The organism is Gloeocapsa sp. PCC 7428, assembly GCF_000317555.1.
Lineage (GTDB): Bacteria > Cyanobacteriota > Cyanobacteriia > Cyanobacteriales > Chroococcidiopsidaceae > Chroogloeocystis.
In genome coordinates, this window is sequence record NC_019745.1 from 3993139 (window position 1) to 4015440 (window position 22302).

A 22302-nucleotide genomic window follows, 5' to 3' on the forward strand; every position below is an offset into this window, starting at 1 on the left:
ACTTCTTGTAATTTTTCCACGCTGCTTAGCCACTAATTTGATTCCTTAAAACATAAATTTTTTGACTATGACTTGGAAGCGCCATCAACAAAAATGGTTGCGATTAATCGTATTGTTTCTTATTGGCATAATCGCGTACTTTTTGTTTTACGTCCCAACACAATCTTTTGCACAAACTCCAAATAATACTGATAGTTGTAACAATATTACAGCACCGTTAACCGATGACGAGCAAATTTATGCGCGTAGTGCTTGGCAGTATTTTGTTAAAAATTATCAACCTGGAACCGGATTTACAAATTCTACAGGTGGCTATCCCTCCGGTACACTTTGGGACATGGGTAATTATTTGACGGCGTTGAATACAGCGCGATCGCTCAATTTAATTGATCAAGCTGATTTTGATGCGCGCCTCAATAAGTTCTTAACGACACTGAGCAACTTAAAGCTGTTTGAAGATGGTCTACCGAATAAAGTTTACAACACAGCAACCGGACAAATGGTGGACTATGGCAATAATCCGGTAGAGCGGGGAATTGGTTGGTCAGCGTTGGATCTGGGGCGGATACTTGCCGCATTTCATATTATTCGCACGTGTCATCCGCAATACAATGATTGGCTAACAGGAATCGTCGCCAAGTGGCAACTAGCGCGATCGCTCAAAGATGGACAGCTTTTTGGCGCTACTGTGCTTCCTGATGGTGAAACATTATTAGTTCAAGAAGGGCGACTCGGCTACGAAGAATACGCGGCTAGAGGTTATGAACTTTGGGACTTTGCTGCACCGAAAGCAATTTCTTTAGAACCATTCAAATTTGTTGAAATCAATGGCGTGCAAATTCCTGTTGATACCCGCGACTTTCAAACGACAAACGCGAATAATTACGTAGTGAGCGAGTCTTACATCTTAGATGCAATTGAATTTGGCTTGCAAGGCGATTTAGCTGAGTACGCAGTGCGAGTTTTAGAAGTGCAAAAGCGACGCTACGAGGCTACTGGACAACTCACGGCAGTCACCGAAGATAATATTGACCGCGAACCTTACTTTCTGTACAACACAGTTTACGCTAATGGTAAGGCTTGGGCAACGATTACAGACACAAATCAGCCTTATCCGCAATTACGCAGTTTGAGTACAAAAGCTGCTTTTGGCTGGCGCTATCTTTATCCAGAAAATGATTATACGCAAAAACTGTTTGAGGCGGTCAAAGACCTCCGCAGTTCTGATGAAGGTTTTTATGCTGGAATTTATGAAGAAACGCAGCAACCAAATAAAGCGTTAACAGGGAATACCAATGGCTTGATTCTAGAGATTCTCTATTACAAAGCTAGAGGCAATCGCCCTTTAATTGCATCAGCTACAGTAAGTGCTTCGACAGGAACGCCAAGCGATCTAGAAGCCTCCAATTCAACTTCTCCTTCACCTGCGACGACACCTACACAAACGCCTACCCTTGAATCGCCAACACCTGAAGTGACAGAAATTGTGGTTGAACCAATTCCACCCGTGAGTCAACCATTTTCCACAAATCGCAAGCTAAATCGACGACTAACAGTCAGCGAACGTCGCTATGCACAAGCTGCATGGCGGTACTTTCAAGCAAATTATCACCGCAGTGGGCTAGTTGACGATCGCAGTGACTTCAAAGGCGCAACACTTTGGGGATTGGGAGATTATCTCGCAGCACTTCAAGCAGCGCGATCGCTTGACATTATTTCAGCCAAAGAGTTTGACTTGCGCGCGCGGCATCTTTTAGCTGCCTTGACAAAATTACCATTATTTGCTGGAGAGTTACCCAATCGCGGTTATGATACGCGATCGCTGCAATCGGTTGATTACGGCGGAAATCCGGTTCCTGAGGGTACAGGTTGGTCAGCATTAGATATCGGCAGAATCTTAGCGTCGCTTTACAATCTAAAAACTTGTTATCCGCAATATACTCAAGCCGTCGATCAAATTGTGCTGGATTGGTCGTATTTGCGCGTTGTCCGCGATGGAATTGTTGCAAGTGCTACGGTCATGAAAGATAAAGAAGGGCGATCCCTCACAAGGGTGAACCCTGAAACGCGCCTGGGTTACGAAGAATATGCCGCCCGTGCTTTTCAATTATGGGGATTTGATGTGACAAATTCAGCAGTTGGCGGTCAATATCAAACTGCTAGAGTAGAAGGAGTTGAAGTACCGATTCAGCGCCTTCGCCGCGAGACAAACGCCAAGGTGAATCAATACACAGTAAGCAATCCGTTTTTACTGTACGGACTCGAATTTGGCTTTGATCCGCAAATGCGATCGCTCGTACAACCCATATTAACTGCACAAGCACAACGCTATCGTCGTACAGGAAAGCACACCGCCGCAGCCACAACTTTAATCGACCGCAAACCTTATACTATCCACAGCACAATTATCGGTCAAGGAGAGCCTTGGGCAGCTTTAGCCGATGACGGTCAGTCTGTACCCGAAGGACGTTTAGTGAGTACGGCAGTAGCTTTTGCCTATCACGCCTTGCTACCAGAAGATCGCTACGCGCAAGAATTAGTGAATGCAACTACTGACTTGTACAATCCTTTACTCGGCTTTTACGAGGGTTTTTACGAAAATACTGGTAAAACTGCCATTGGCTTTACTGGCAGTACCAACAGTATGATTCTCCAATCTTTGCTGTACAGCGTTACAAAGCAACCGTTAATTCAACCAAACAACACAACAAATTCAGCATGGTGGGAGGCGATCAAAGCAGGCAATTCTGGTCGTGGTTTACCCACAACAGCAACGCAAAAAGTCCAGCTAGTTACCGATTCTTTTGGCACTTACTGGGTTTCAACGCAGAAAAAAACATAAAAGCCCTCCGACTTGCTTCGGGCCTACCGAAACAAAGTGTGATGAGAGTCCACCTCCGTGGACTTTGTTTGTTTAGCTACGAATTCATTCGCCAAGCTTTAGTCACCAGGCACGAGTGGATTTTACTGTCCAGTAAATTGAGCATCTGTCAGTAGACGCGGATTGTTGTGATTCGATGGGATAAATTGACTGGCTGCAACCGAGGAACTGTAGGCAGAGTTGGTAATATAAGTTTGAGAACCATACATAAAAGTGCCGTCGCCTCGACTTCCACCAAATACTGCCCAGTCAGTCTCTTTGTCTTCGTTAAACCAAAGTAGCATCTTGATATTTTGTGCTGTGGCATAGTTGAAAAGATCGGTAATCCACTGTTCTTTTGCTGTAACGCTGTTACCGGAACTTGTTGATGTGCTACTTGCAAACTCGGTAATTGTCAGTGGTCGATTTGAGATAGTACGTAAACGGTTAATCATCGAGCCGAAGACTTGCTGTGGTGTTTGCCAGTTTGACCATGATTGACTTGTTCCCCAGTTGTAGCCATCGATCGCTATCCAATTAACATCCGCATCACCTGGATAAAATGACTCGGCGCTATAACCACCAACATCATCGTTATTGACTGCCCAAACCCACTGTACGTGATTCGCATCGAGTCCTTTGCTATCAAAAATCCCCTTAACGCGCTTCCACATATTTACGTAATCGCTGGGTGAATTATTCCCCATCGCTGCACCCCAGGGATACCAAGAACCATTCATCTCATGACCCAAGCGAATATAAACGCGGCGATCGTCACTTGTGTTGTAAACTCCATCAGGTCCGCTGAGGAAAGTCTTGAGGCGATCAGCCCAATCATTGATGTACTTATCATGTCTACCTTGCGCTATCCGTACCTCGATATCGTTAGGGGTAGATGAAGCCTCGCAAAGGTAAGGTTCCCAAGTAATCATTGGGACGTTTTGGTTGTTCCAAATGTAGGGAAGTTGGCGATCAAATAAGTTATCCAGCGTTGAAGTTTGGGTACACCAGTCTGTGAAGAGATTCACTACCGCGTTTTTCTTAACTTGCCAGGTTTCTAACGCCTGGACATTACCCATTTCCCAACCTTGATTTCCGTAGTAAATACCGAGAAGTGTATCCGCAGATGCAGGCTGCGTAAAAGTCGCGAAGGGAAGTGTACACGCAAAAAAGCTACTAATGATCCGGCACAAGCGTTTCATAAAATTGATTCAAGATAGGCAAAAAGTATTTATGGATTGAAAGATGCACTAGGATTCATCACAAAGGCACTATTTTGACCGTTGATGATGCCAATACCAGTAATCTGTCCGCGATTATTGATGTCACGGGCTTCAGTTAATAGCCAACCAGAGTGAGGCGGAAGCAGGCTATTTAAGTCGATCATCCGACCATTGCTGTAGAGAAACGCGGTACTCGGTCCTCGGCTATTTCCGGAACTACCAACGACTTGACCCGAATCGTTGATACCATAGGCAACGCTGTTGATGTTGTTACCAAGGGTTCCAAGGTCAATCATCCGACCATCCTGATAAAGAAAAGCACGATTGCCACTGGCAGTGCTGGAATAACCTACGATCTGACCAGAATTATTAATGCTATTCGCTTCGCTGCGATCGCCACCTTCTAACGTACCCAGGTCAACCATTCGACCACTGCTGTAGAGGAAAGCATGATAACTGCCACTCGCAGTTTCGGCATAGCCAACGATGTCACCCGCGTCATTAATTGCTTGTGCGTAGCTATCTTTACCGCCCTCAAACGTACCTAAGTCAACGATCTGACCATTGCTGTAGAGAAACGCACGATTTCCTATAGTAGTTGTTCTATAGCCTGCGATCGCACCTAAATTGTTGATGCTTTGCGCATAAGTGTCTTTGTCTAAATTGGTGATTTTTTGATTGCTGTAAAGGAAAGCACGCGAGAACTCACTCGGAGTTGTCCAATAACCAACAATGTCACCCAAATCGTTAATACTTTGCGCGTAGCTATATAAATTTTTCCCAGGAATACCAAGGTCAGTCATTTGTCCGTTGTTGTAAACAAAAGCACGGTTATTGTAATAACGTTGCGCAGAAGTTGCCGTCCCGACGACTTGACCTACGTTGTTGATATCAGTGGCTCGACCGTATCCGCCTTGAGTTAGACTACCCAGGTCAACAATCAAGTAGATTTGGCTACTAGCACGAATAGGCAAAGCAGCAAGACTAAGAACAGTAAGGCTTGCTATAGCAAGACTAACCTTGAAAAATTTCATAGTAAATAAAAACACTAAATATGGAGCATAAACAGCAAGTCTAGTTACTGTTTGAACTTTACTTAATTGCTACAGGACTTACACAAAATTAGGAAAAAAAGAACCTCGTTTCCCAAGGAATAAGAGTTTCAAAGAGGTATTGTGTAAGTTTTATACTATTTTCTCTATGAAGCTTGGCACAATTAACTAATAATTGAATAGTTTTTTTAGAGACTTTATTAAAAAAATAAAAAAGGAATTATTTCTCCAAAAATATACTGAGAATATTTCATTCTCAGTTATTATACGGATTTTTATCAAGCATTTTTTTTGTAAGAGTAAGCCCGACCTTCTCTAAAAAATAATCTTGAATAAATGTCAAAGTAAGTTTCAAAAACTATTATTAGTAAATATACGGAGACGCACAAAAGTTACTAATATAGCAAGACACATCCAGGTTAAAACAAGTATGCAGTGTGTCCTGAATACACAATTTATCAACAAATACATGAGTACGAAAAATAATTACGATCGCAAACGCACAACTTGTTAGTTCCGCATTTGTGTTGGGCATTATGAAGGGTTAGAAGGTTCATGATCGTGCCAAGCGATGCTGCGACTCATAAACTCAAGCGTTAGAAACATAAAGATTCATGCTATTGGCGATCGCAGCCAGCGTCCCCGAAATCAGTGGCAATGGCGACTGGTACTCATGGTTGTTTTACTCGGTGGTCTATTTGGGATTAAGAATGCAGCTGCTGATACCTCCAGGAATCAAAGCTCGCATCAAGCAGTCAGGAATTCCCACATACCAGTACTACTAGGACTTTATACTCCAAACTATTTAGGTTTGCAGCGTGTCATCGATCGCGAGTTGCGTCAGGTGGATAATTGGGCGGGTAAGCGTCATTCGCTTGCAGGGTTTTTTATGGATATTGAAGACTCAAACCCTGCCTACAATATCAAAGAACGTCTAGAAATACTCCGACGCAATGGTTACACTGCTTTTATTAATTTAGATTCGACGCGTTCAGCAGCACAGATTGCTAGAGGAGATGTCGATCAATCACTCCGAAAGCTAGCGCAAGCCTACGCCGACTGGTCAAAGCAAGGCTCAGGACGCATGGCATTTATTGCGCCATTCCAAGAGATGAATATTCCTGGAGAAACTTACAGTAAAGACCCCCAGAACTTTAAGCTAGCGTACCAACGTATTCAGACAATCTTTACAGAAGCTGGTGTTGCTCCTGGTGCAGTTCGTTGGGTATTTGCACCGAATGGTTGGAGTGAGAATGCACAGCACCGATTTGAAAACTACTATCCAGGATCGGCGCGAGTCGATGTTGTTGCGTTTAGTTCCTACAACTGGGGACATTGTCGCAATGCTAGTTGGAAGCAGTGGAAGACGCCGCAAGAAGTGTTCGAGTCTGATATTCAGCGGATGCGGGTTATGGCTCCTGGCAAGCCCATTTTTATCGCGCAAACAGCGACTACGAGTTATACGCAAAGCGGTGCTACAAGTAGTGCGAAAGATCGATGGTTGCGAGACGCTTACGCGCAGCTAGCAGCGATGGGCGTGCGCGGCATTCTCTATTTCAATATTGATAAAGAATGTGATTGGGCATTTTACAGCGATCGCGATCGTAATTCGGCTGGCTATCGCGATGCAGTGGCACTTCCGGCTTTTGGCTATGTAGCGCCTGCAAATTTAGCACGAATGGAGCTTTCGCGGTAATGGCTGGGATGAGAGTGGCGATGACTGGGGTGAGCGTTATATTACCGATGGTGTTTGTCACAACACAGCATTTGGATTGTTCTCGTATAAGTGCAGAATGCTTGCGCAGCAATTCTCATCCGGTGCGATCGCCATCATTTCTGCTTGCTGCGCCGGATAATTTTAATCCTGATCCACAGCCTCCTACACCAGAATCGACAACTCCTGTTGAAATACCACGCCCGATTACGCTTCCTTCACCAGCGCCTAGCCTCAAACCGATTATTCCAAAACCAACGACCCCAGTTCCGGCAACAGCTACACCGCGATTAACACGCGAAGTCGATCAAATTGCTGCGCAACGCGCTTGGAAGTATTTTGAGCGTAACTGGAATTCTCAAACAGGTTTAGTCAATGCCGTAGACAATCTACCGTGGACAACGTTATGGGATCAAGGCAGTGCCTTACTCGGAATTCATGCGGCGCGACAATTAGGGTTATTGCCTGCGGATGTCTTTCAAAAGCGCATGAACGTGCTTTTACGAACATTAGAGACATTACCACTACCAGCAACAGGCTTGCCGAATAAAGCTTACAGTACGCATACCGCTCAGATGCGGCAACTTAATAATACTCCCGATCTTCAGGGTAAAAGTGGTTGGTCAGCATTGGATATGGCGCGTTTTTTGCTGGGATTACACGTTTTCCGCGAGCAGTATCCCGAATATCGCGATCGCATTAATCGCATTGCTGCACGCTGGAAGCTATCACAACTTGTGAAAAACGGTTGGTTAAATGGCGGTATCTCCAACAACGGACAAATTCTCCAAGTTCAAGAAGGACGCTTAGGTTATGAGCAATACGCTGCCCACAGCTTAAAACTTTGGCATCTTGAAGCCACAAATGCTTTGTCTAAACCACCCGTTAAGACAGTTACAGTCGATGGCATTGCGTTAGAAGTCGATCAACGCAACTTCAAAAACTCTGGGGCTACCAACTATTTGACAAACGATCCCTATCTGCTTTGGGGCTTGGAATTGGGATGGTCAGATGCTGTCAAGCCACAAGTTAATAAACTTTTACAACTGCAAGCTCAACGGTTTCAACGTACTGGCATTTTAACTGCGGTGAATGAAGATTCGCTCGATCGCCCGCCTTATTTTCTTTATTACAGTGTCTACGCGAACGATCGACCTTGGCTCGTGACAGATACCAGAGGACGCACCTATCCCCAACTGCGGTTTCTCAGCACGAAAGCAGCGTTTGCTTGGTTTGCACTGCTACCAGACGATCCTTATGCCAAGAAGTTACGTGACTTTGTGCAAAACCTTGCCGACCCAAATCGCGGTTATCTTTCTGGGCGGTACGAACAACGTCAACTCGGTGTCAATCGCTCAATTGATATTAATACCAACGCAATTGTTTTAGAAAGTCTACTTTACCAAGCGCGAGGTCAACGTCCGCTTGTTTTTTAATTCTTATCATCGATATGCTTATGAATTCAGTTGCTCAGACAAAAAATCTATCAAATTTTGCTGGTAGTAATACTCGTTCTCGGCTCAGAGAGCGTACTTTGCTTTTTCGCTACTTGGCAGAAATTAATCTCATTTTTGGTGCTTGGTACTTGTCTTGGCGAATGACGCATTCGATTAACTTTGATGCGCTGTGGCTTTCGATTCCTTTACTCTTAGCAGAGATTTACAGCTATTTCGGCGGCGTGATGTTTGTTGTGGGGTTATGGCGTCCGATTGTGCGACAAGTCAAGTCGTTGGACAAATTGACACCACCAATGTCGCGGGCTGATTTGCCTACGGTTGATGTTTTTATCACGTGTTACAACGAGCCACCAGAAATCGTTGAACAAACTGCTAGGGCGGCGTTGGCGATTGATTATCCGCCAACGAAGTTGCGGGTTTATGTGCTTGATGATGGAAACTCACCCGTCATGCGTGCGATGTCGGAGAAATTGAGTATCGAAGATTTACAAAAACCTTTACTTCAGCAGGAAGCGACGCAAATTGATGCTGAGCGTTCTGCGTTGGTAAAACGCCTTCAACAACTCGATGAATTAGCACCAGATACGCAAGCGGCTGAGGAGTGGCTACAGGCGATCGCTCCTACGCAAGACCCTCAAATCGAAACTAGGTTTCTACAACGTTTGCAGCAGTTAATTTTACTGTTACATCCAACACACTCTAGTATTAGCGATCGCCTATCGACTGAGCGCCAATTTTTAGAAGACGCGATTCATCAAAAAGAACTCGAACTCATCGAACTCAACCGACTGCGTTATATTGCACGTCCTAAGCCCCTTGGTGTTCCGCATCATGCCAAAGCTGGAAATATCAACTATGCGCTCTTTTATGGAGATACTACGGGTGAATTTATTTTGACGCTCGATGCGGATCATATTCCCAAGCCGCAATTTCTCAAACGTGTCTTACCGTATTTCTACACTTACAACGTGTTTGCAGGAAAATACGAACACAATCGAGTGGCATTTGTGCAAACTCCTCAAGATTTCTACAACTTACCTCCCGACGATCCGTTTGGACATCAAGCCCATCTATTTTACGGACCACTCCAGCAGGGTAAAGATGGTATGAATGCCGCTTTCTATACCGGAACAAATGCGGTCATTCGTCGCGATGCTTTGATTGGTGTTGGACTTCAGTATTTCTCCGATGAATTTGCCAAAAATGAGAAACGACTTGATGAATTTGAGTTAGTTGGTGGTGTTTCAAGTAACAGCATTACGGAAGATATGAATACGGCAATGCGGTTACACGCTGCGGGTTGGAAATCGGTTTATCATAACGAACTTTTGGCAGAAGGTTTAGCCCCTGACGATCTTAGTTCTACTCTCAAGCAGCGATTGCGTTGGGCGCAAGGAACAATTCAAGTTTTCCTCCGCGAAAATCCTCTCACAAAACCAGGATTGACGTTTTGGCAAAGGTTGCATTATTTCAAGACGATGTATAGCTATTTTTCGGGTTTTGCCACTGTTGTTTTTATCGCGTGTCCGATCATCTATTTCTTTACGGGAGTTATTCCTGTGAAAACTTACGGTCCTGATTTTGCTTTACACTTTTTTCCAGCGTTTATCGTCAACCGCCTGACACTTATGGCAGCAACGTGGGGTATTCCTGCACGCGAGATTTGGCGTTCCGAACAATATGCGATCGCTTTATTTCCTTTGTTGATTCAAGCCGTATGGAGTGTATTTACAGGACAATCAATCAAGTTCCAAGTCACGCCCAAACAAAGACAATCAGGAATTTATCTACGGTTGATCGTGCCACAATTAACTGTTTTTGCACTCACAATTCTTGGTATTTTTTGGAGTCTTTATCGATTTGCCATTGGCGATCTCGATCGTCCTACAGTATACCTACTCAATGGCGCTTGGGCAGTTTATAACTTATCACTACTTTGGGCGATCATTCGTGCAGCTACTTGGCAACCACATAGTACTTATCTTAAATAAAAGCTACTAATATGTTTTAGCATTCATTATTATTTAAGTACTGAATTGAGGTGGATGAATATCATGTTAAAAAAAACGCAAATAAGTCGTTTTTATGCAAAATCTCCGTATTTATACCTTGTCGATAAATTAAATCAATGCCAAAATAGCAAAGTGAAAATAAGTTAACAATAAAACTAGAAACTATGAATTCTATTAAAATTGTGCAGCCTTTAGGCATTTTAGATGGTATTAGGGGTAATCAATTTCGGAGAGAAGTTAGTGATGTCGTCGCTGCTGGCGCTGATATTGTCTTAATTGATCTGCAAAAGGTGAATTTTATTGATAGTTCTGGTTTAGGAGCTTTAGTTTCTGCAATGAAGACAGTACGTAGTGCTGGTGGAAAACTATTTGTTTGTTCAGTCAACGATCAGGTAAGAATGCTATTTGAACTAACCAAAATGGATCGTGTTTTTGAGATTTTTGCCGATCAAGATGAATTTAATCAAAGAGTTCTAGCTACCAAGTAGTTGGAATTTTCATACTTATATAAAATAAAATTATTTTGCTCATTTAAATTGAGCAAAATAATAAGTTGCATTAAAAATATTCAAATTTCAGGCTTTTTCAATACAGCGTAAGTGAAATAACTATGGTATCAAATCAGTATTTGAGGAGCATTCGGAGTTAATTTTGTAATAATTAATCTTGAGAACATAGATCGTACAGATAGCCCAGGATTGGGTGGATTAATTGCTATCAAAGAAAGTGTATATCTGGTAAATAGTAAAGTTTTTCCTTAATCCATAGTTAATTTTAAATGTTGTTTAAAATAACCAATAGATGCAAAGTGTTCCAAATATTGATTAATCTCATGAGCAAAGATTTAAACTAGTAGCGAGTAATCTCGTGTAAATTCATAATTACTTTCAAACCGAATCAAGTAAAATTAATTCTTATTAAAGAAAGGTCATCATCAAAATTATTACCATGATTTAAAGCTTGAAGCTGGTTTAGGAGTTGCTTCAAATGTATATTTTGTTGGTGGGAATCGATTAGCAACCGGATGAAGGCTTCTTTTCCCCAAATCCTACCATCAGGTTGAGAAATTTCGTAAGCGCCATCACTAAAAATATATACAGTACTCTTTTCTTGTAAATATATAACGTCTTGTTCAAATTCAGTATCAGGTAAAAAACCAATGGGCAAACCTGATGAATCTAAGTGTTTGACTGAAAGATTTAAAGTAGTACCTGCTAATAAAAGAGCAGGTGGATGACCTGCACTAGCATAACTGATTTGACGCTGAGCGCGATTATATACTCCATACCAAATTGTAAAGTATTTTTCGTCATGATCGCTCATTTGAAAAGTGTTATTCAGCGATTTTAAAACTGCATTAGGTTGATAAAAATTAGTGTTAGGCAAAGATTGCGATCGCAACATATTTAATACTGACACAGATAGCAATGCTGAACCTACACCGTGTCCTGAAACATCGAGTAAATAAATAACTAAATGCTCGTCATCTAACCAGTAGTAATCAAAGCAATCGCCTCCCAGTTGCGTGGAAGGAATAAATAAGCTTTCGGTTGTTACAGTTCCTTTAAGGGGTGCAGGAAGAAGCGATCGCACATAGCTACTTGCTTCGGCTAATTCGGTTTCTAAAAGTTGTTTTTGATGTTGTAAATCTTGATTGAGTTTTTCTAAAGCTTGCTTTTGGGCTTGTAAATCTTGATTGAGTTGATATAAACGTAATCCTGCTCGTACTCGTGCTTTTAATTCATTGATGTCAATTGGTTTCGCTAAGAAATCATCGGCTCCCGCATCAAGCCCCATGACTCGATCTTCAACTTCTCCACGTGCAGTGAGTAGAATAAAAAAAGTTGTAGCTAGTTTTGGATTAGCTTTGATTAAACGACATACATCAAGTCCATTCAAATGAGCCATCATCCAATCACAAATAATTAGCGCTGGATGTATTTGTTGTGCTTGGCTAATTCCCGCTTCACCATCACTAGCAACTATGACATCGTAGCCTTGATTTTGTAATGCTCTTTTGAGGACTACTCGAATTGTAGGATCGTCATCAATGATGAGGATTTTAAACATAAAAAATAAATATTTATGTGTATAAAAAACTTTTCAGTATTTAGATAAAAATAACTAAGTTATTTTAAATTTGCTATAGTTTATATATTAGTTAAAATCTGGTTGATTGACAATTGTTTAACAAAATAAATCTCCAAGTTAATACTGATCTTTCAGTTGCATCGCAGGTTGTTTCATGGTTTGAGCAATTAAATCATCCACAAATTACTGATATAAAAATATGGTGGCAGTGTCAAACATTGCTGCAAGAAGGTTTTACGAATATTGTCGAGCACGCGCATCGAGGGCTGCCTAAAGAAACTCCGATTTTACTAGAAGCAATCAGAAATACTGAGGCGATAGAAATTTATATTTGGGCATATGGTGTAGCGTTTGACATAGAGCAAAAACTCAAAGAACTTCCTGAAATTGAAAAAATTGAGGGTGAGAGAGGACGCGGTTTGAAGATTATGTCTTTACTCGCGGATGAGATCAGCTATACACGTGTAGCAGGCGATCGCTACTGCTTGTATATGAAAAAAAACTACATAGCTTAAACATTCTGAGCGATTAAAAAACTTTGAAGACGTTTGTTAAATGCTTCAATTTCTGCTGCTAACTCATTAGCACCTGTCATATTTTGACTGCGCATTTTTTGTTCAAGTGTTGCAGCAGCTACGTGCATAGGTGTGGCTCCAACATTAGCGCTAGCACCTTTAAGATGATGGGCTTGTTGCTCGATTTGCTGCAAATCAGCGTTAGCAATTGCTGTTTTTAAGATTTCCAAACGTGCTTGGGTATCTTCAACAAACATCTGTAATAATTCAATTTCAAATTCTTTGCTACCTTCTGAAAGTTGATGCAGTTGTTGCCAGTCAATTAAGCGATCAACAGAATCAGTTATTGTGTCTTGCTGTACAGTTGCTGCTTGTTCTAAATGGCAACTCCAACGCTCTACTACCGCAGCTAACTTTTCTTTGATGACTGGTTTGCTAAGATAATCATTCATCCCTGCGTCGAGACACATTTGTTGATCTTCTTGCATCGCATTAGCTGTCATTGCCACAATGATTGGTTGTCGCTCGTTCGCAAAACGGCTTTTTTCCCAGCGGCGAATTTCGATTGTTGCTGCGATACCATCAAGAATTGGCATTTGGCAATCCATTAAAATTAAGTCGTAGGGAATTTTTTCAATTAGCTCTAAAACTTCCTGTCCATTTGCAGCAACATCAGCAGTATATCCCAAAGCTTGAAGTTGCTTGAGCGCGACTTTTTGATTAATTAAGTTATCTTCAGCTAGCAAAATTTTCAGTTTAGATTTGCGATTTCGTGATTCAGTGGAAGGTGGTAGTTGGGGGGCGATCGCATGATTATTTGCACTACTTAAACGGTTTAGCTCAGTTTGCGCTTCTAAGCGAGTCATAATAGTATTTAGCAATTTGTAAGGAACTTTTTCTAGTAGTGCCAACACTTCTTTGCCATTTGTGGCAATATCTGCGGTGTAGCTCAAGCTGCGGAGTTGATATTTGTCGTTAACCGCAATTGTTGAAGTAGCTTGAGAATCTGAAGCGGAATTTGCTGCATCAAGATTGAAATTAAATCGGCTTTCCAAAATATTTGTAATTGTGTTGAGTAACCGCGATGGCTTTACTGGTTTCAATAAGTAGGCTGCAAATCCAATTTTTTTTGCCCGTTGTACCTCATCACGTTGATTAGTAGAAGTAAGCATAATCAGCGGTAAATCTGCCAGTTTAGGGTTGGCTTTGATTTGTACACCCAACATTAAGCCATTAATTTCGGGCATTTGCATATCAATTAAGGCAAAATCATACGGTGTGTTCTGCTGCGAGGCATGAAGTAAGGTATCGATGGCAACCACAGCATTTTCCGCCTCATCAACGTGCATACCCCAGCGCGTCGCTTGATGGTAAATCACTTTACGATTAGTTGCATTATCGTCAACGACTAGCAGGCGCAGATTGGGCAGATCTTGCAAGCCTTGTATTGGTTGAATCAAATCGATTTGTTTGGTAAACGGAATTTCAAACCAAAACTTTGAGCCTAAGCCTACTTGACTTTCAACGCCAATTTCTCCACCCATTAAAGTAACAAGTTGCCTGCAAATCGCCAGCCCTAAACCAGTACCACCATACTTACGAGTCGTAGAAGCATCGACTTGAGTAAAAGGGGAAAAAAGGTTGTGTTGATCTTCAAGGCTAATGCCAATTCCTGTATCTGCAACTGTAAAGCGGATTCTTGCGGTGGTAGAAGTTTCTGATTGTAACTCGGCGCTGACTACGACCTCTCCATTACTCGTAAATTTGATCGCATTGTTAATTAAGTTAGTTAGAACTTGCCTTAGTCGTCCAGCATCTCCTTGAAGACAGGTAGGTACGTTGCGATAAATAAGTCCGGCAATTTCTACGTTTTTTGTGTGGGCTTGAGGCGCAAGTAATTCTAATACCTCGTCGATACACGTTGATAAGTCAAAATTGAGTGTTTCCAACTCCATTTCCCCAGCTTCGAGTTTGGAAAGATCCAGAATCTCGTTGATCAAACTCAGTAGCGCATCTCCGCTAGTGCGAATTGTTTGGAGAAAATCTCGTTGTTCGGGTGTTAGAGGAGTATCTAAGAGTAAGCCTGTCATTCCTAACACCGCATTCATCGGCGTCCGAATTTCGTGACTCATATTAGCGAGAAAGGAACTTTTTGCTTGGGACGCTAATTCGGCTTGGCGATGCGCAATTTCAAGTTCTTGACGCTGGCGGGTTTCAGCTTCGAGAAGCTGGGCTTGGGCGAGGGCAATACCTACTTGATCGGCAAGTTGGCGAAGGAGATCAATTTCAAAGCGATTCCATTGTCTGAGATCCGAACATTGATGAACAATGAGCAAGCCGCATAATTCCTCTTTTAAAAGAATCGGGACAACTAAATTGGCTTTGACACCAAATTGTCCGAGGAGTTCGATGTGTTTCGGTTGAACCTCGGCGATTTCAATGTCTGCAATGCTTTGTGGTTGTATTTGGCGGTATTGCTGGAGGTGATACTGTTGGAGGTATTCTTCCTGGAAGTAGGAATCAGTCAGATGTTGCCCGCGAATCGTCGGTAATCCAGGAACAACAGCTTCAGCAACAATGCTACCAACACCATCAGGTGTGACATGGTAAATTAAAACGCGGTCAGTTTGGAGAATCTTTTGAACTTCTGTAACGGTCGTTTGGAGAATGTCTTCAATTTGTAACGACTGGCGAATTTTGAGGGTGATTTCGGTAAAAAGTTGCGATCGCTGCGTTTGCAGTTGTAGCTGTTCCTCGGTTTGTTTTTGTTCAGTGATATCAATTGCCACCCCGCCTAGTAATTGCTGTCCAGAGGCGTCGTTGATCGGAAACTTGAAGCATAGCCAATAGCGCCACTGTCCATCGGGAGTCGGAATATACTCGATGAACTCAACGGTTTGCCCTGTGGCGAGAACCGCCAGATCGTTTTCCCGCAACTGTTGTGCTGTTTCTTCAGGCAGCCAATCGATATCTAGCATACCTTGTACATCGGTAAGTTTTACTTTAAAAGCTCGTTCAAGCGGTTCATTGACATAAAGATAGCGTCCGCGTGCATCTTTAATAAATGCAGTAACAGGGCTATTGTTCATGAAGGTTTTGAAGCGTTCTTCACTTTCGCGGAGTGCCGATAAAGTTTGTTCGCGTTCGGTGATATCGCTAGCAATTGTCACAAATCCAGTGATGCTATCGTGGGAATCGCGTAATGGTGTGATTGACAGCCGCACTGGAAAGCAGCTACCATCTTTGCGAATGTAAGATAGTCTATATTCTTCAATTTCACCATAGCGTGCCTTGGTCACAAGTTCGTTGAACAGCAAACTCATGACGTTAGTGGATTCAGGTAACTTCCCAGTCAAGTGGGCAATTTCATCAATATCGTGAAATATGATTGGTGTTGTGTGACCGATAACTTCTGCGGGAGTGTATTTCAACCATTGCCGCGCGCGCTTGTTGAAGGTCGTTATTGTGCCATCCAAATCGGTAGAAATAATGGCATAGTTAGCGCTGTCTAAAATTGCACGTTGCAGCGCCATTGTTGTTTGCAAGGTTTCCTCGGCTAATTTACGCTTCATAAACTGACCGATTTGGCTACCGATCGCACTCATCATTTGTTGCAAATTTGTATCCGGTTCCTGAATCTGACGGTTAAAGAAAACCATCACGCCGAGTTTCTCGTTACCACTGTGAATCAGGAAACCCAAGGCGCTACGTAATCCTACTTTGAGCGCAATTTCTGTACGCTGGAATGCTGGATCTTGGCTGACGTCAGTTATCCAAAGCGGTTCTTCACAAGCCCAAACACGTCCAGGTAGTCCAATTCCAGAGGTAAATTTTGTTTGCTTTGCGATCGCCTCAAATTCTTTTGCCGCCGCCAGTGACAATCGATGCCAAGTATGCACGCAGCGTAGAACATTAGTTTGTAAATCCACAGTCCACAGTTCGCCGAGATCCCAATCTACGCTTTCGCAGATTGCTTGCAGTAGTTTTGGAGTTGCAATGTTTAGTGTTGCTGACTCTGCCAAGACGCGTGTGACGGCGTGTTGTGCTGCTAAGCGCTGTTCGGCACGTTTGCGTTCGGTAATATCAATTCCAGTACTAACGATATATTCAATTTCATCATGGCAATTAAGGAGCACGTTATTCGACCATGCTATCCAGCGGTAACGTCCATCCTTTGTTATCCAACAACATTCATATTCATTAGGGAATTGCGCCGTCTTGATAGCGCTGAAAGTCGCTTTAAGCGGTTCAATGTCTTCTGGTAACAGCAGGACATTCCAAAAGTATCTGCCTCGGACTTCATTGAATGAGTAACCTGTTGTCTGCTCGCAGGAAGTGTTGAAGCGCACAATTTGCCCTTGCGAGTCGAGAACTACAACCAATGCGCTTGCAGTGTCAACCACCGCAGAAATAAAGTTGCGTTCTGTCTCAAGCGACTCTTCGATTTGCTTGCGCTGCGTAAATTCGCAATAGATTAAATAGTAAACATACGCAAGAATCGCAACAACAACTAAAATCGCGATCGCAAGCGTAATTAGCGTATTGCGGACACTCGCCCGTTCAGCGGTTGATTGTTGCTCCAACCGTGTTTTTTCCACATTTTCGATCTCACGGATATACTCGCGAATATTATCCATAAGATCCTTGGCTTGATTGATTACAGATAATCTTGGAGCAGTTTCAAAGCCTTGATTTTGGCGCGATTCAATTGTTGTTTTCAGTAGCTCTAGTTTGCTGGTAATGAGTGATTCAATTTTATAAATTTGTGCGCGTTGTTCGGGTTGATTTGCTGTTAACTGTTTAAGCGCTTGAATTTTTTGCGGTACGTTTTTTATTGCGGTATAGTATGGCTCTAGATAAGCATTTTCTCCTGTAAGAATATAGCCGCGTTGTCCAGTTTCCGCATCCTTAGCGTAAGAAAGCAACTCTTCTAAAATATAAATTTTCGTTTGAGTTTGTGTAACTTGATTACTATTTTCTATAAGTCCTTTAATGCTTTGGTAAGAAACAGTACCGATCAAAACGAGAATTAATGATGCTAAGCCAAATCCACCAGCAACTTTTTTAAAAAACTGTCGGCGAGTTTTCTTCAAGCGAGTATTTTGAGTACGAACTAGCAATAAATTAGCTAAGTTGCGGCGAAGTTCGAGTAATCTAAGAACTTGGCTACCGAGTAGCCTTAGTGCTTCTACCTGTTCGGTGTTGAGTTGGCGCGGTACTTGGTCAATTACACACAGCGTTCCTAATGCGTATCCTTCAGGATTAATTAAGGGTACACCAGCATAAAATCGGATATGAGGGTCTGATGTGACAAACGGATTGGTGGCAAAGCGATCGTCAACTGTGGCATCTGGTACGAGCAACACATCTTGCTCTAAAATGGCATGAGCACAAAAGGCAATATCACGTGGGGTTTCTAGCTCCTCTATACCCAATTTTGATTTAAACCACTGACGATTTGTATCAACTAGGCTAACTAATGCAATTGGAGTTCCGCATATATACGCAGCTAGGCGCGTCAATTCATCAAAGGCAGCTTCGTTTGGCGTGTCAAGAATTTTGTACTGCAACAATGCTTCAATTCGTTGTGCTTCATTCTTAGGTAGTGGTGCTTTCATGAAACCTTTACGCCTAATTTGCTCAAATTAATGTTTTTGATGCAATGAAGTACTCATATACAGATGCAACTATGAGCTATGCAAATTTCACGCAGTAAGTAAGATCAGTCAACAAGGTGGTTGCATGGCAGCCAGTATGACAGTCATAAGCGAAAATAAGCGCTAAGTTTATAGTTCCCTTACATTGTTGATTTCTCACACCTGAGTAAAATCAAATCTCTTAGATGAATCACAGATGCTCTTCGACTTCCTTTGAGGCTACTTAAGCGTAATTTCACGAAGGTAGAAAGAGTTTGTTAAGCTGGCGAATTTAGTCGCATTCGTATTTATGCAAAATATCTATTGATTACGCTTGATGTATCAGTAATTTGGGTTAACTCATAATTCAACGGGTTAGCCATGGCTGACCCTTTTTCTCTGTACTTGGTAACTAAGGCTACGGTTTACAAGTGTCGATTGCTGCACGATTATCTCCATCACGTTTTTATCAGTGTTTGGTGGAGGATGCTATGCCAGAAGTTCTCTTCAAAGTTGACCTCAAGAAGCCATTTACAGAGCAAGACTTGGTAGGTCATAATCGCTGGCATCCTGATATTCCTGCTGTTGCTTCGGTAAATCCAGGATCTGTATTCCGGATAGAGTGCAAAGACTGGACTGATGGACAGATTAGCAACAACGATAGTCCCGACGATGTGCGTGATGTTGACTTGAGTATGGTTCATGTTTTGAGTGGACCAATTTGGGTGAATGGTGCAGAACCTGGAGATATTCTTGTCGTTGACTTGCTAGATGTGGGAACGCTACCCGATTACGAATGGGGTTTTACGGGAATCTTTGCGCGAGAAAATGGCGGTGGCTTCTTAACAGAACACTTTCCCGCTGCGCAAAAAGCAATTTGGGATATTCAAGGGATTTATACGCGATCGCGTCACATTCCTGACGTGAGATTTGCGGGAATTCCGCATCCTGGGTTAATCGGGTGCGCGCCTTCAGCGGAATTACTAGCCCAGTGGAATAAGCGCGAAGCTGATTTAGTCGCAACCAATCCGAACCGCATTCCACCTTTAGCAAATTTACCTAATCCTAAAAATGCGATTCTAGGTTCGCTCGAAGGTGCAGAATACGACCGAGTAGCCCAAGAAGCTGCAAGAACTGTACCACCCCGCGAACACGGTGGTAACTGTGACATCAAAAATTTATCAAAAGGTTCGCGAATTTATTTCCCTGTGTATGTTGAGGGTGCAAAACTCTCGATGGGAGATATTCACTTTTCGCAAGGTGATGGCGAAATTACCTTCTGTGGCGCGATTGAAATGGCGGGGTATCTCGATCTGCACGTCGATTTAATCAAAGGTGGGGTTGCCAAATACGGACTCACAAATCCTATTTTCAAACCAGGTCCAGTTGAGCCACGCTATTCTGAATATTTAGTGTTTGAAGGCATTTCTGTTGATGAATTTTCGGGCGAACAGTATTATTTAGATGCGCACGTTGCCTATCGCCGTGCTTGTTTGAATGCGATCGAGTATTTTAAAAAGTTCGGCTACACTGGCGAGCAAATTTATCTTCTTTTAGGTTCTGCACCCGTTGAAGGACGAATTAGTGGAATTGTTGATATTCCCAATGCTTGCTGTACGATCGCAATTCCTACCGCAATTTTTGAAAGAAATGTTTTGCCATCATAAACTAAATAGATGGAATACTAACTTAAAAAAACTGCTAACTTGTCGTTAGTAATTACCCATTACCCATTACCTATTACCCATTACCTATTACCCATTACCTATTACCTATTACCTATTACCTATTACCTATTCCCAGAAAATTATTTATGCCGTTATACGAATTTCGTTGCGACACCTGTGGACCTTTTGAAACCTGGCGCAGTATGGCACAAGCTAGCGAACCGATGCTGTGTCCGAGTTGCGATACTTTAGCAAAAAGAATCTACTCTGTCGCCGGCTTAATTTTTACGCCTTCAGCTTTGAGTCGCCGGATTGAACAAAGTGCAGAACCGAAAGTCAAACACCGTCATTCGCACACGCACTCGCATCATCACAACCATCATCACGGACGACCTTGGATGATTGGGCATTAGTAATGAATCAAGTCAGTGTCACCAGTAGTCAGCGGTCGTCTTTCGGTTAATTAAAAATTGTGGCACCATCGAAGTGTAGATAGAAGATTAATATTAGCAACATAACTTAATATTAAGATAGTGTAACTTAATACTATTGCTCAACCCATGCCAAGCCGTCAAAAAGGCAATAGCACATCTCGGATCGTTGTTGTTGGTGCTGGAATTGGTGGACTCACCGCAGGTGCATTATTAGCGCATCGTGGCTATCAAGTTTTAGTGGTCGATCAGGCGTTAGTTCCAGGAGGCTGTGCTTCTACATTCAAGCGCAAAGGATTCACCTTTGATGTAGGTGCAACGCAAGTAGCGGGACTCGAACCTGGGGGAATTCATCATCGCATCTTTAGTGAACTTGAAATTGATTTACCACACGCAACTCCTTGCGATCCGGCGTGTGCAGTCTATCTCCCTGGAGAAACACAGCCGATTAACGTATGGCGCGATGCCGAAAAGTGGCAAACCGAACGTCAACGGCAATTTCCTGGTAGCGAACCATTTTGGCAGTTAATCGCAACTTTATTTAAAGCAAGCTGGGCATTTCAGGGACGCGATCCGGTATTACCACCGCGCAATATGTGGGATTTGTGGCAACTTGCAACGGCGGTACGCCCTGGAACTTTAGTGACTTTACCGTTTACATTGATGACGGTAGGTGATGCGCTACGGGCGTATGGCTTAGGAAACGACGATCGCTTGAGAACATTTTTAGACTTGCAACTCAAGCTTTATTCGCAGGTAGATGCAGAAGAAACCGCGTTACTTTACGCGGCGACGGCGTTGAGCGTATCGCAGTTACCACGGGGATTGTATCATCTAGAAGGTAGTATGCAGGTGTTGAGCGATCGCCTCGTATCTGCCTTAGAAAGAGATGGCGGCAAACTCCTGATGCGCCATACAGTAGAACAGATCCAAGTAGAAAATAATAAAGCAACTGGTGTCGTTATCCGCGATCAAAAAACGGGTGAAACTTGGACAGAACCAGCCGATCATGTTGTTACAAACGTTACGGTGCAAAACTTGGTACAGTTGTTAGGTGAAAATGCCCCTAGTGGTTACAAAAAACGCGTAGACAAATTACCCCAAGCTTCCGGTGCGTTTGTCGTGTACTTGGGTGTAGAAGAAAGTGCAATTCCTGCTGGATGTCCGCCACATCTGCAATTTATGTATAATGCTGATGGTCCGATTGGCGATAATAATTCGTTGTTTGTTTCGGTAAGTCGTCCTGGTGACGGTCGCGCCCCAGAAGGAAAAAGAACAATTATTGCTTCTTCGTTTGTCGATCCGTTACCATGGTGGCGCTGTCATGATTATGCGGCAATGAAAGCGAAGTATACGCAAGAGGCAATTTCTAAACTTGGTCAATTTTTCCATTTAACACCAGAAACGATTATTCACGTAGAAGCCGCAACGCCGCGCACTTTTGCTAGATACACAGCAAGAGATCAAGGTATTGTTGGCGGTATTGGTCAGAGGATACCGACTTTTGGTCCGTTTGGTTTTGCGAATCGGACGCCGATCGCGCATTTGTGGTTGGTTGGTGACTCAACGCATCCTGGGGAAGGAACTGCGGGTGTCAGTTACTCGGCGCTGACGGTTGTGAGGCAGATCGAGAGATCTTAATGT

13 protein-coding genes are annotated in these 22302 nt (G+C 42.8%); 9 read left to right on the plus strand and 4 right to left on the minus strand.

Translation table 11 applies throughout. The features are described from left to right. The first annotated feature begins 67 nt into the window (after positions 1-67). Positions 68-2842 carry a DUF3131 domain-containing protein gene (locus tag GLO7428_RS17700; protein WP_015189942.1) on the plus strand — a complete coding sequence of 925 codons (2775 nt, stop codon included), beginning with the start codon at positions 68-70 and terminating at the stop codon, positions 2840-2842. A gap of 122 nt (positions 2843-2964) precedes the next feature. On the opposite strand, the gene GLO7428_RS17705 is transcribed toward GLO7428_RS17700, so the two are convergent. Both GLO7428_RS17705 and GLO7428_RS17710 read right to left on the minus strand, forming a co-directional pair. Then, positions 2965-4062 (minus strand): glycoside hydrolase family 26 protein, encoded by a 1098-nt coding sequence (locus tag GLO7428_RS17705; protein WP_015189943.1) that lies wholly within the window; start codon positions 4060-4062, stop codon positions 2965-2967. A 29-nt stretch (positions 4063-4091) separates the two neighbouring features. Then, a complete protein-coding gene (locus tag GLO7428_RS17710; protein ID WP_015189944.1) occupies positions 4092-5117 on the minus strand; it encodes a DUF3466 family protein in 1026 nt (341 codons plus the stop codon). Between the two features lie 589 nt (positions 5118-5706). Between GLO7428_RS17710 and GLO7428_RS17715 the strand changes: the two genes are divergently transcribed. The 4 genes from GLO7428_RS17715 (at position 5707) to GLO7428_RS17730 (ending at position 10806) form a co-directional block, all read left to right on the plus strand. Beyond that, positions 5707-6831: a glycoside hydrolase family 26 protein gene (locus tag GLO7428_RS17715; protein WP_015189945.1), complete on the plus strand. Its 1125-nt coding sequence runs from the start codon at positions 5707-5709 to the stop codon at positions 6829-6831. After that, a complete protein-coding gene (locus GLO7428_RS17720) occupies positions 6831-8285 on the plus strand; it encodes a DUF3131 domain-containing protein (RefSeq protein WP_015189946.1) in 1455 nt (484 codons plus the stop codon). Before GLO7428_RS17715 ends, GLO7428_RS17720 begins: the two co-directional genes overlap by 1 nt. A gap of 20 nt (positions 8286-8305) precedes the next feature. Continuing rightward, positions 8306-10297 (plus strand): glycosyltransferase, encoded by a 1992-nt coding sequence (locus GLO7428_RS17725; RefSeq protein ID WP_015189947.1) that lies wholly within the window; start codon positions 8306-8308, stop codon positions 10295-10297. 170 nt (positions 10298-10467) lie between these two features. Next, positions 10468-10806, plus strand: coding sequence for an STAS domain-containing protein (locus GLO7428_RS17730; RefSeq protein WP_255348395.1), 339 nt, complete (start codon positions 10468-10470; stop codon positions 10804-10806). 409 nt (positions 10807-11215) lie between these two features. Here GLO7428_RS17730 and GLO7428_RS17735 read toward each other — a convergent pair whose 3' ends face one another. Further along, on the minus strand, positions 11216-12388 hold the full coding sequence (locus GLO7428_RS17735; protein ID WP_015189949.1) for a PP2C family protein-serine/threonine phosphatase: 1173 nt from the start codon (positions 12386-12388) through the stop codon (positions 11216-11218). A gap of 113 nt (positions 12389-12501) precedes the next feature. Here GLO7428_RS17735 and GLO7428_RS17740 point away from each other — a divergent pair, with 113 nt between their 5' ends. Then, entirely contained in the window at positions 12502-12924 is a 423-nt protein-coding gene (locus GLO7428_RS17740; protein ID WP_015189950.1) for an anti-sigma regulatory factor, read from the plus strand. Here the strand turns inward: GLO7428_RS17740 and GLO7428_RS26120 are convergent. Beyond that, positions 12921-18542, minus strand: a complete 5622-nt coding sequence (locus tag GLO7428_RS26120; RefSeq protein WP_015189951.1) for a PAS domain S-box protein — start codon at positions 18540-18542, stop codon at positions 12921-12923. The two genes, GLO7428_RS17740 and GLO7428_RS26120, sit on opposite strands and share 4 nt — an antisense overlap. A gap of 509 nt (positions 18543-19051) precedes the next feature. On the opposite strand from GLO7428_RS26120, the gene fmdA reads away from it, so the two are divergent. From fmdA to crtD, 3 genes are all read left to right on the plus strand, one after another. Further along, entirely contained in the window at positions 19052-20227 is a 1176-nt protein-coding gene (gene fmdA, locus GLO7428_RS17750; RefSeq protein ID WP_015189952.1) for a formamidase, read from the plus strand. Between the two features lie 146 nt (positions 20228-20373). After that, positions 20374-20640 carry an FmdB family zinc ribbon protein gene (locus GLO7428_RS17755; protein WP_015189953.1) on the plus strand — a complete coding sequence of 89 codons (267 nt, stop codon included), beginning with the start codon at positions 20374-20376 and terminating at the stop codon, positions 20638-20640. 147 nt (positions 20641-20787) lie between these two features. Then, positions 20788-22299: a C-3',4' desaturase CrtD gene (gene crtD / locus GLO7428_RS17760; RefSeq protein ID WP_015189954.1), complete on the plus strand. Its 1512-nt coding sequence runs from the start codon at positions 20788-20790 to the stop codon at positions 22297-22299. Positions 22300-22302 lie beyond the last annotated feature (3 nt).

What these genes read in the sequence shown, in the direction of transcription:
- GLO7428_RS17700 (WP_015189942.1), top strand. Translation starts at nt 68, where the DNA reads ATGACTTGGAAGCGCCATCAACAAAAATGGTTGCGATTAATCGTATTG.
- GLO7428_RS26120 (WP_015189951.1), bottom strand. Translation starts at nt 18,542, where the DNA reads ATGAAAGCACCACTACCTAAGAATGAAGCACAACGAATTGAAGCATTG.
- GLO7428_RS17725 (WP_015189947.1), top strand. Translation starts at nt 8,306, where the DNA reads ATGAATTCAGTTGCTCAGACAAAAAATCTATCAAATTTTGCTGGTAGT.
- GLO7428_RS17720 (WP_015189946.1), top strand. Translation starts at nt 6,831, where the DNA reads ATGGCTGGGATGAGAGTGGCGATGACTGGGGTGAGCGTTATATTACCG.
- GLO7428_RS17715 (WP_015189945.1), top strand. Translation starts at nt 5,707, where the DNA reads ATGCTGCGACTCATAAACTCAAGCGTTAGAAACATAAAGATTCATGCT.
- GLO7428_RS17735 (WP_015189949.1), bottom strand. Translation starts at nt 12,388, where the DNA reads ATGTTTAAAATCCTCATCATTGATGACGATCCTACAATTCGAGTAGTC.
- GLO7428_RS17705 (WP_015189943.1), bottom strand. Translation starts at nt 4,062, where the DNA reads ATGAAACGCTTGTGCCGGATCATTAGTAGCTTTTTTGCGTGTACACTT.
- GLO7428_RS17710 (WP_015189944.1), bottom strand. Translation starts at nt 5,117, where the DNA reads ATGAAATTTTTCAAGGTTAGTCTTGCTATAGCAAGCCTTACTGTTCTT.
- crtD (WP_015189954.1), top strand. Translation starts at nt 20,788, where the DNA reads ATGCCAAGCCGTCAAAAAGGCAATAGCACATCTCGGATCGTTGTTGTT.
- GLO7428_RS17755 (WP_015189953.1), top strand. Translation starts at nt 20,374, where the DNA reads ATGCCGTTATACGAATTTCGTTGCGACACCTGTGGACCTTTTGAAACC.
- fmdA (WP_015189952.1), top strand. Translation starts at nt 19,052, where the DNA reads ATGCCAGAAGTTCTCTTCAAAGTTGACCTCAAGAAGCCATTTACAGAG.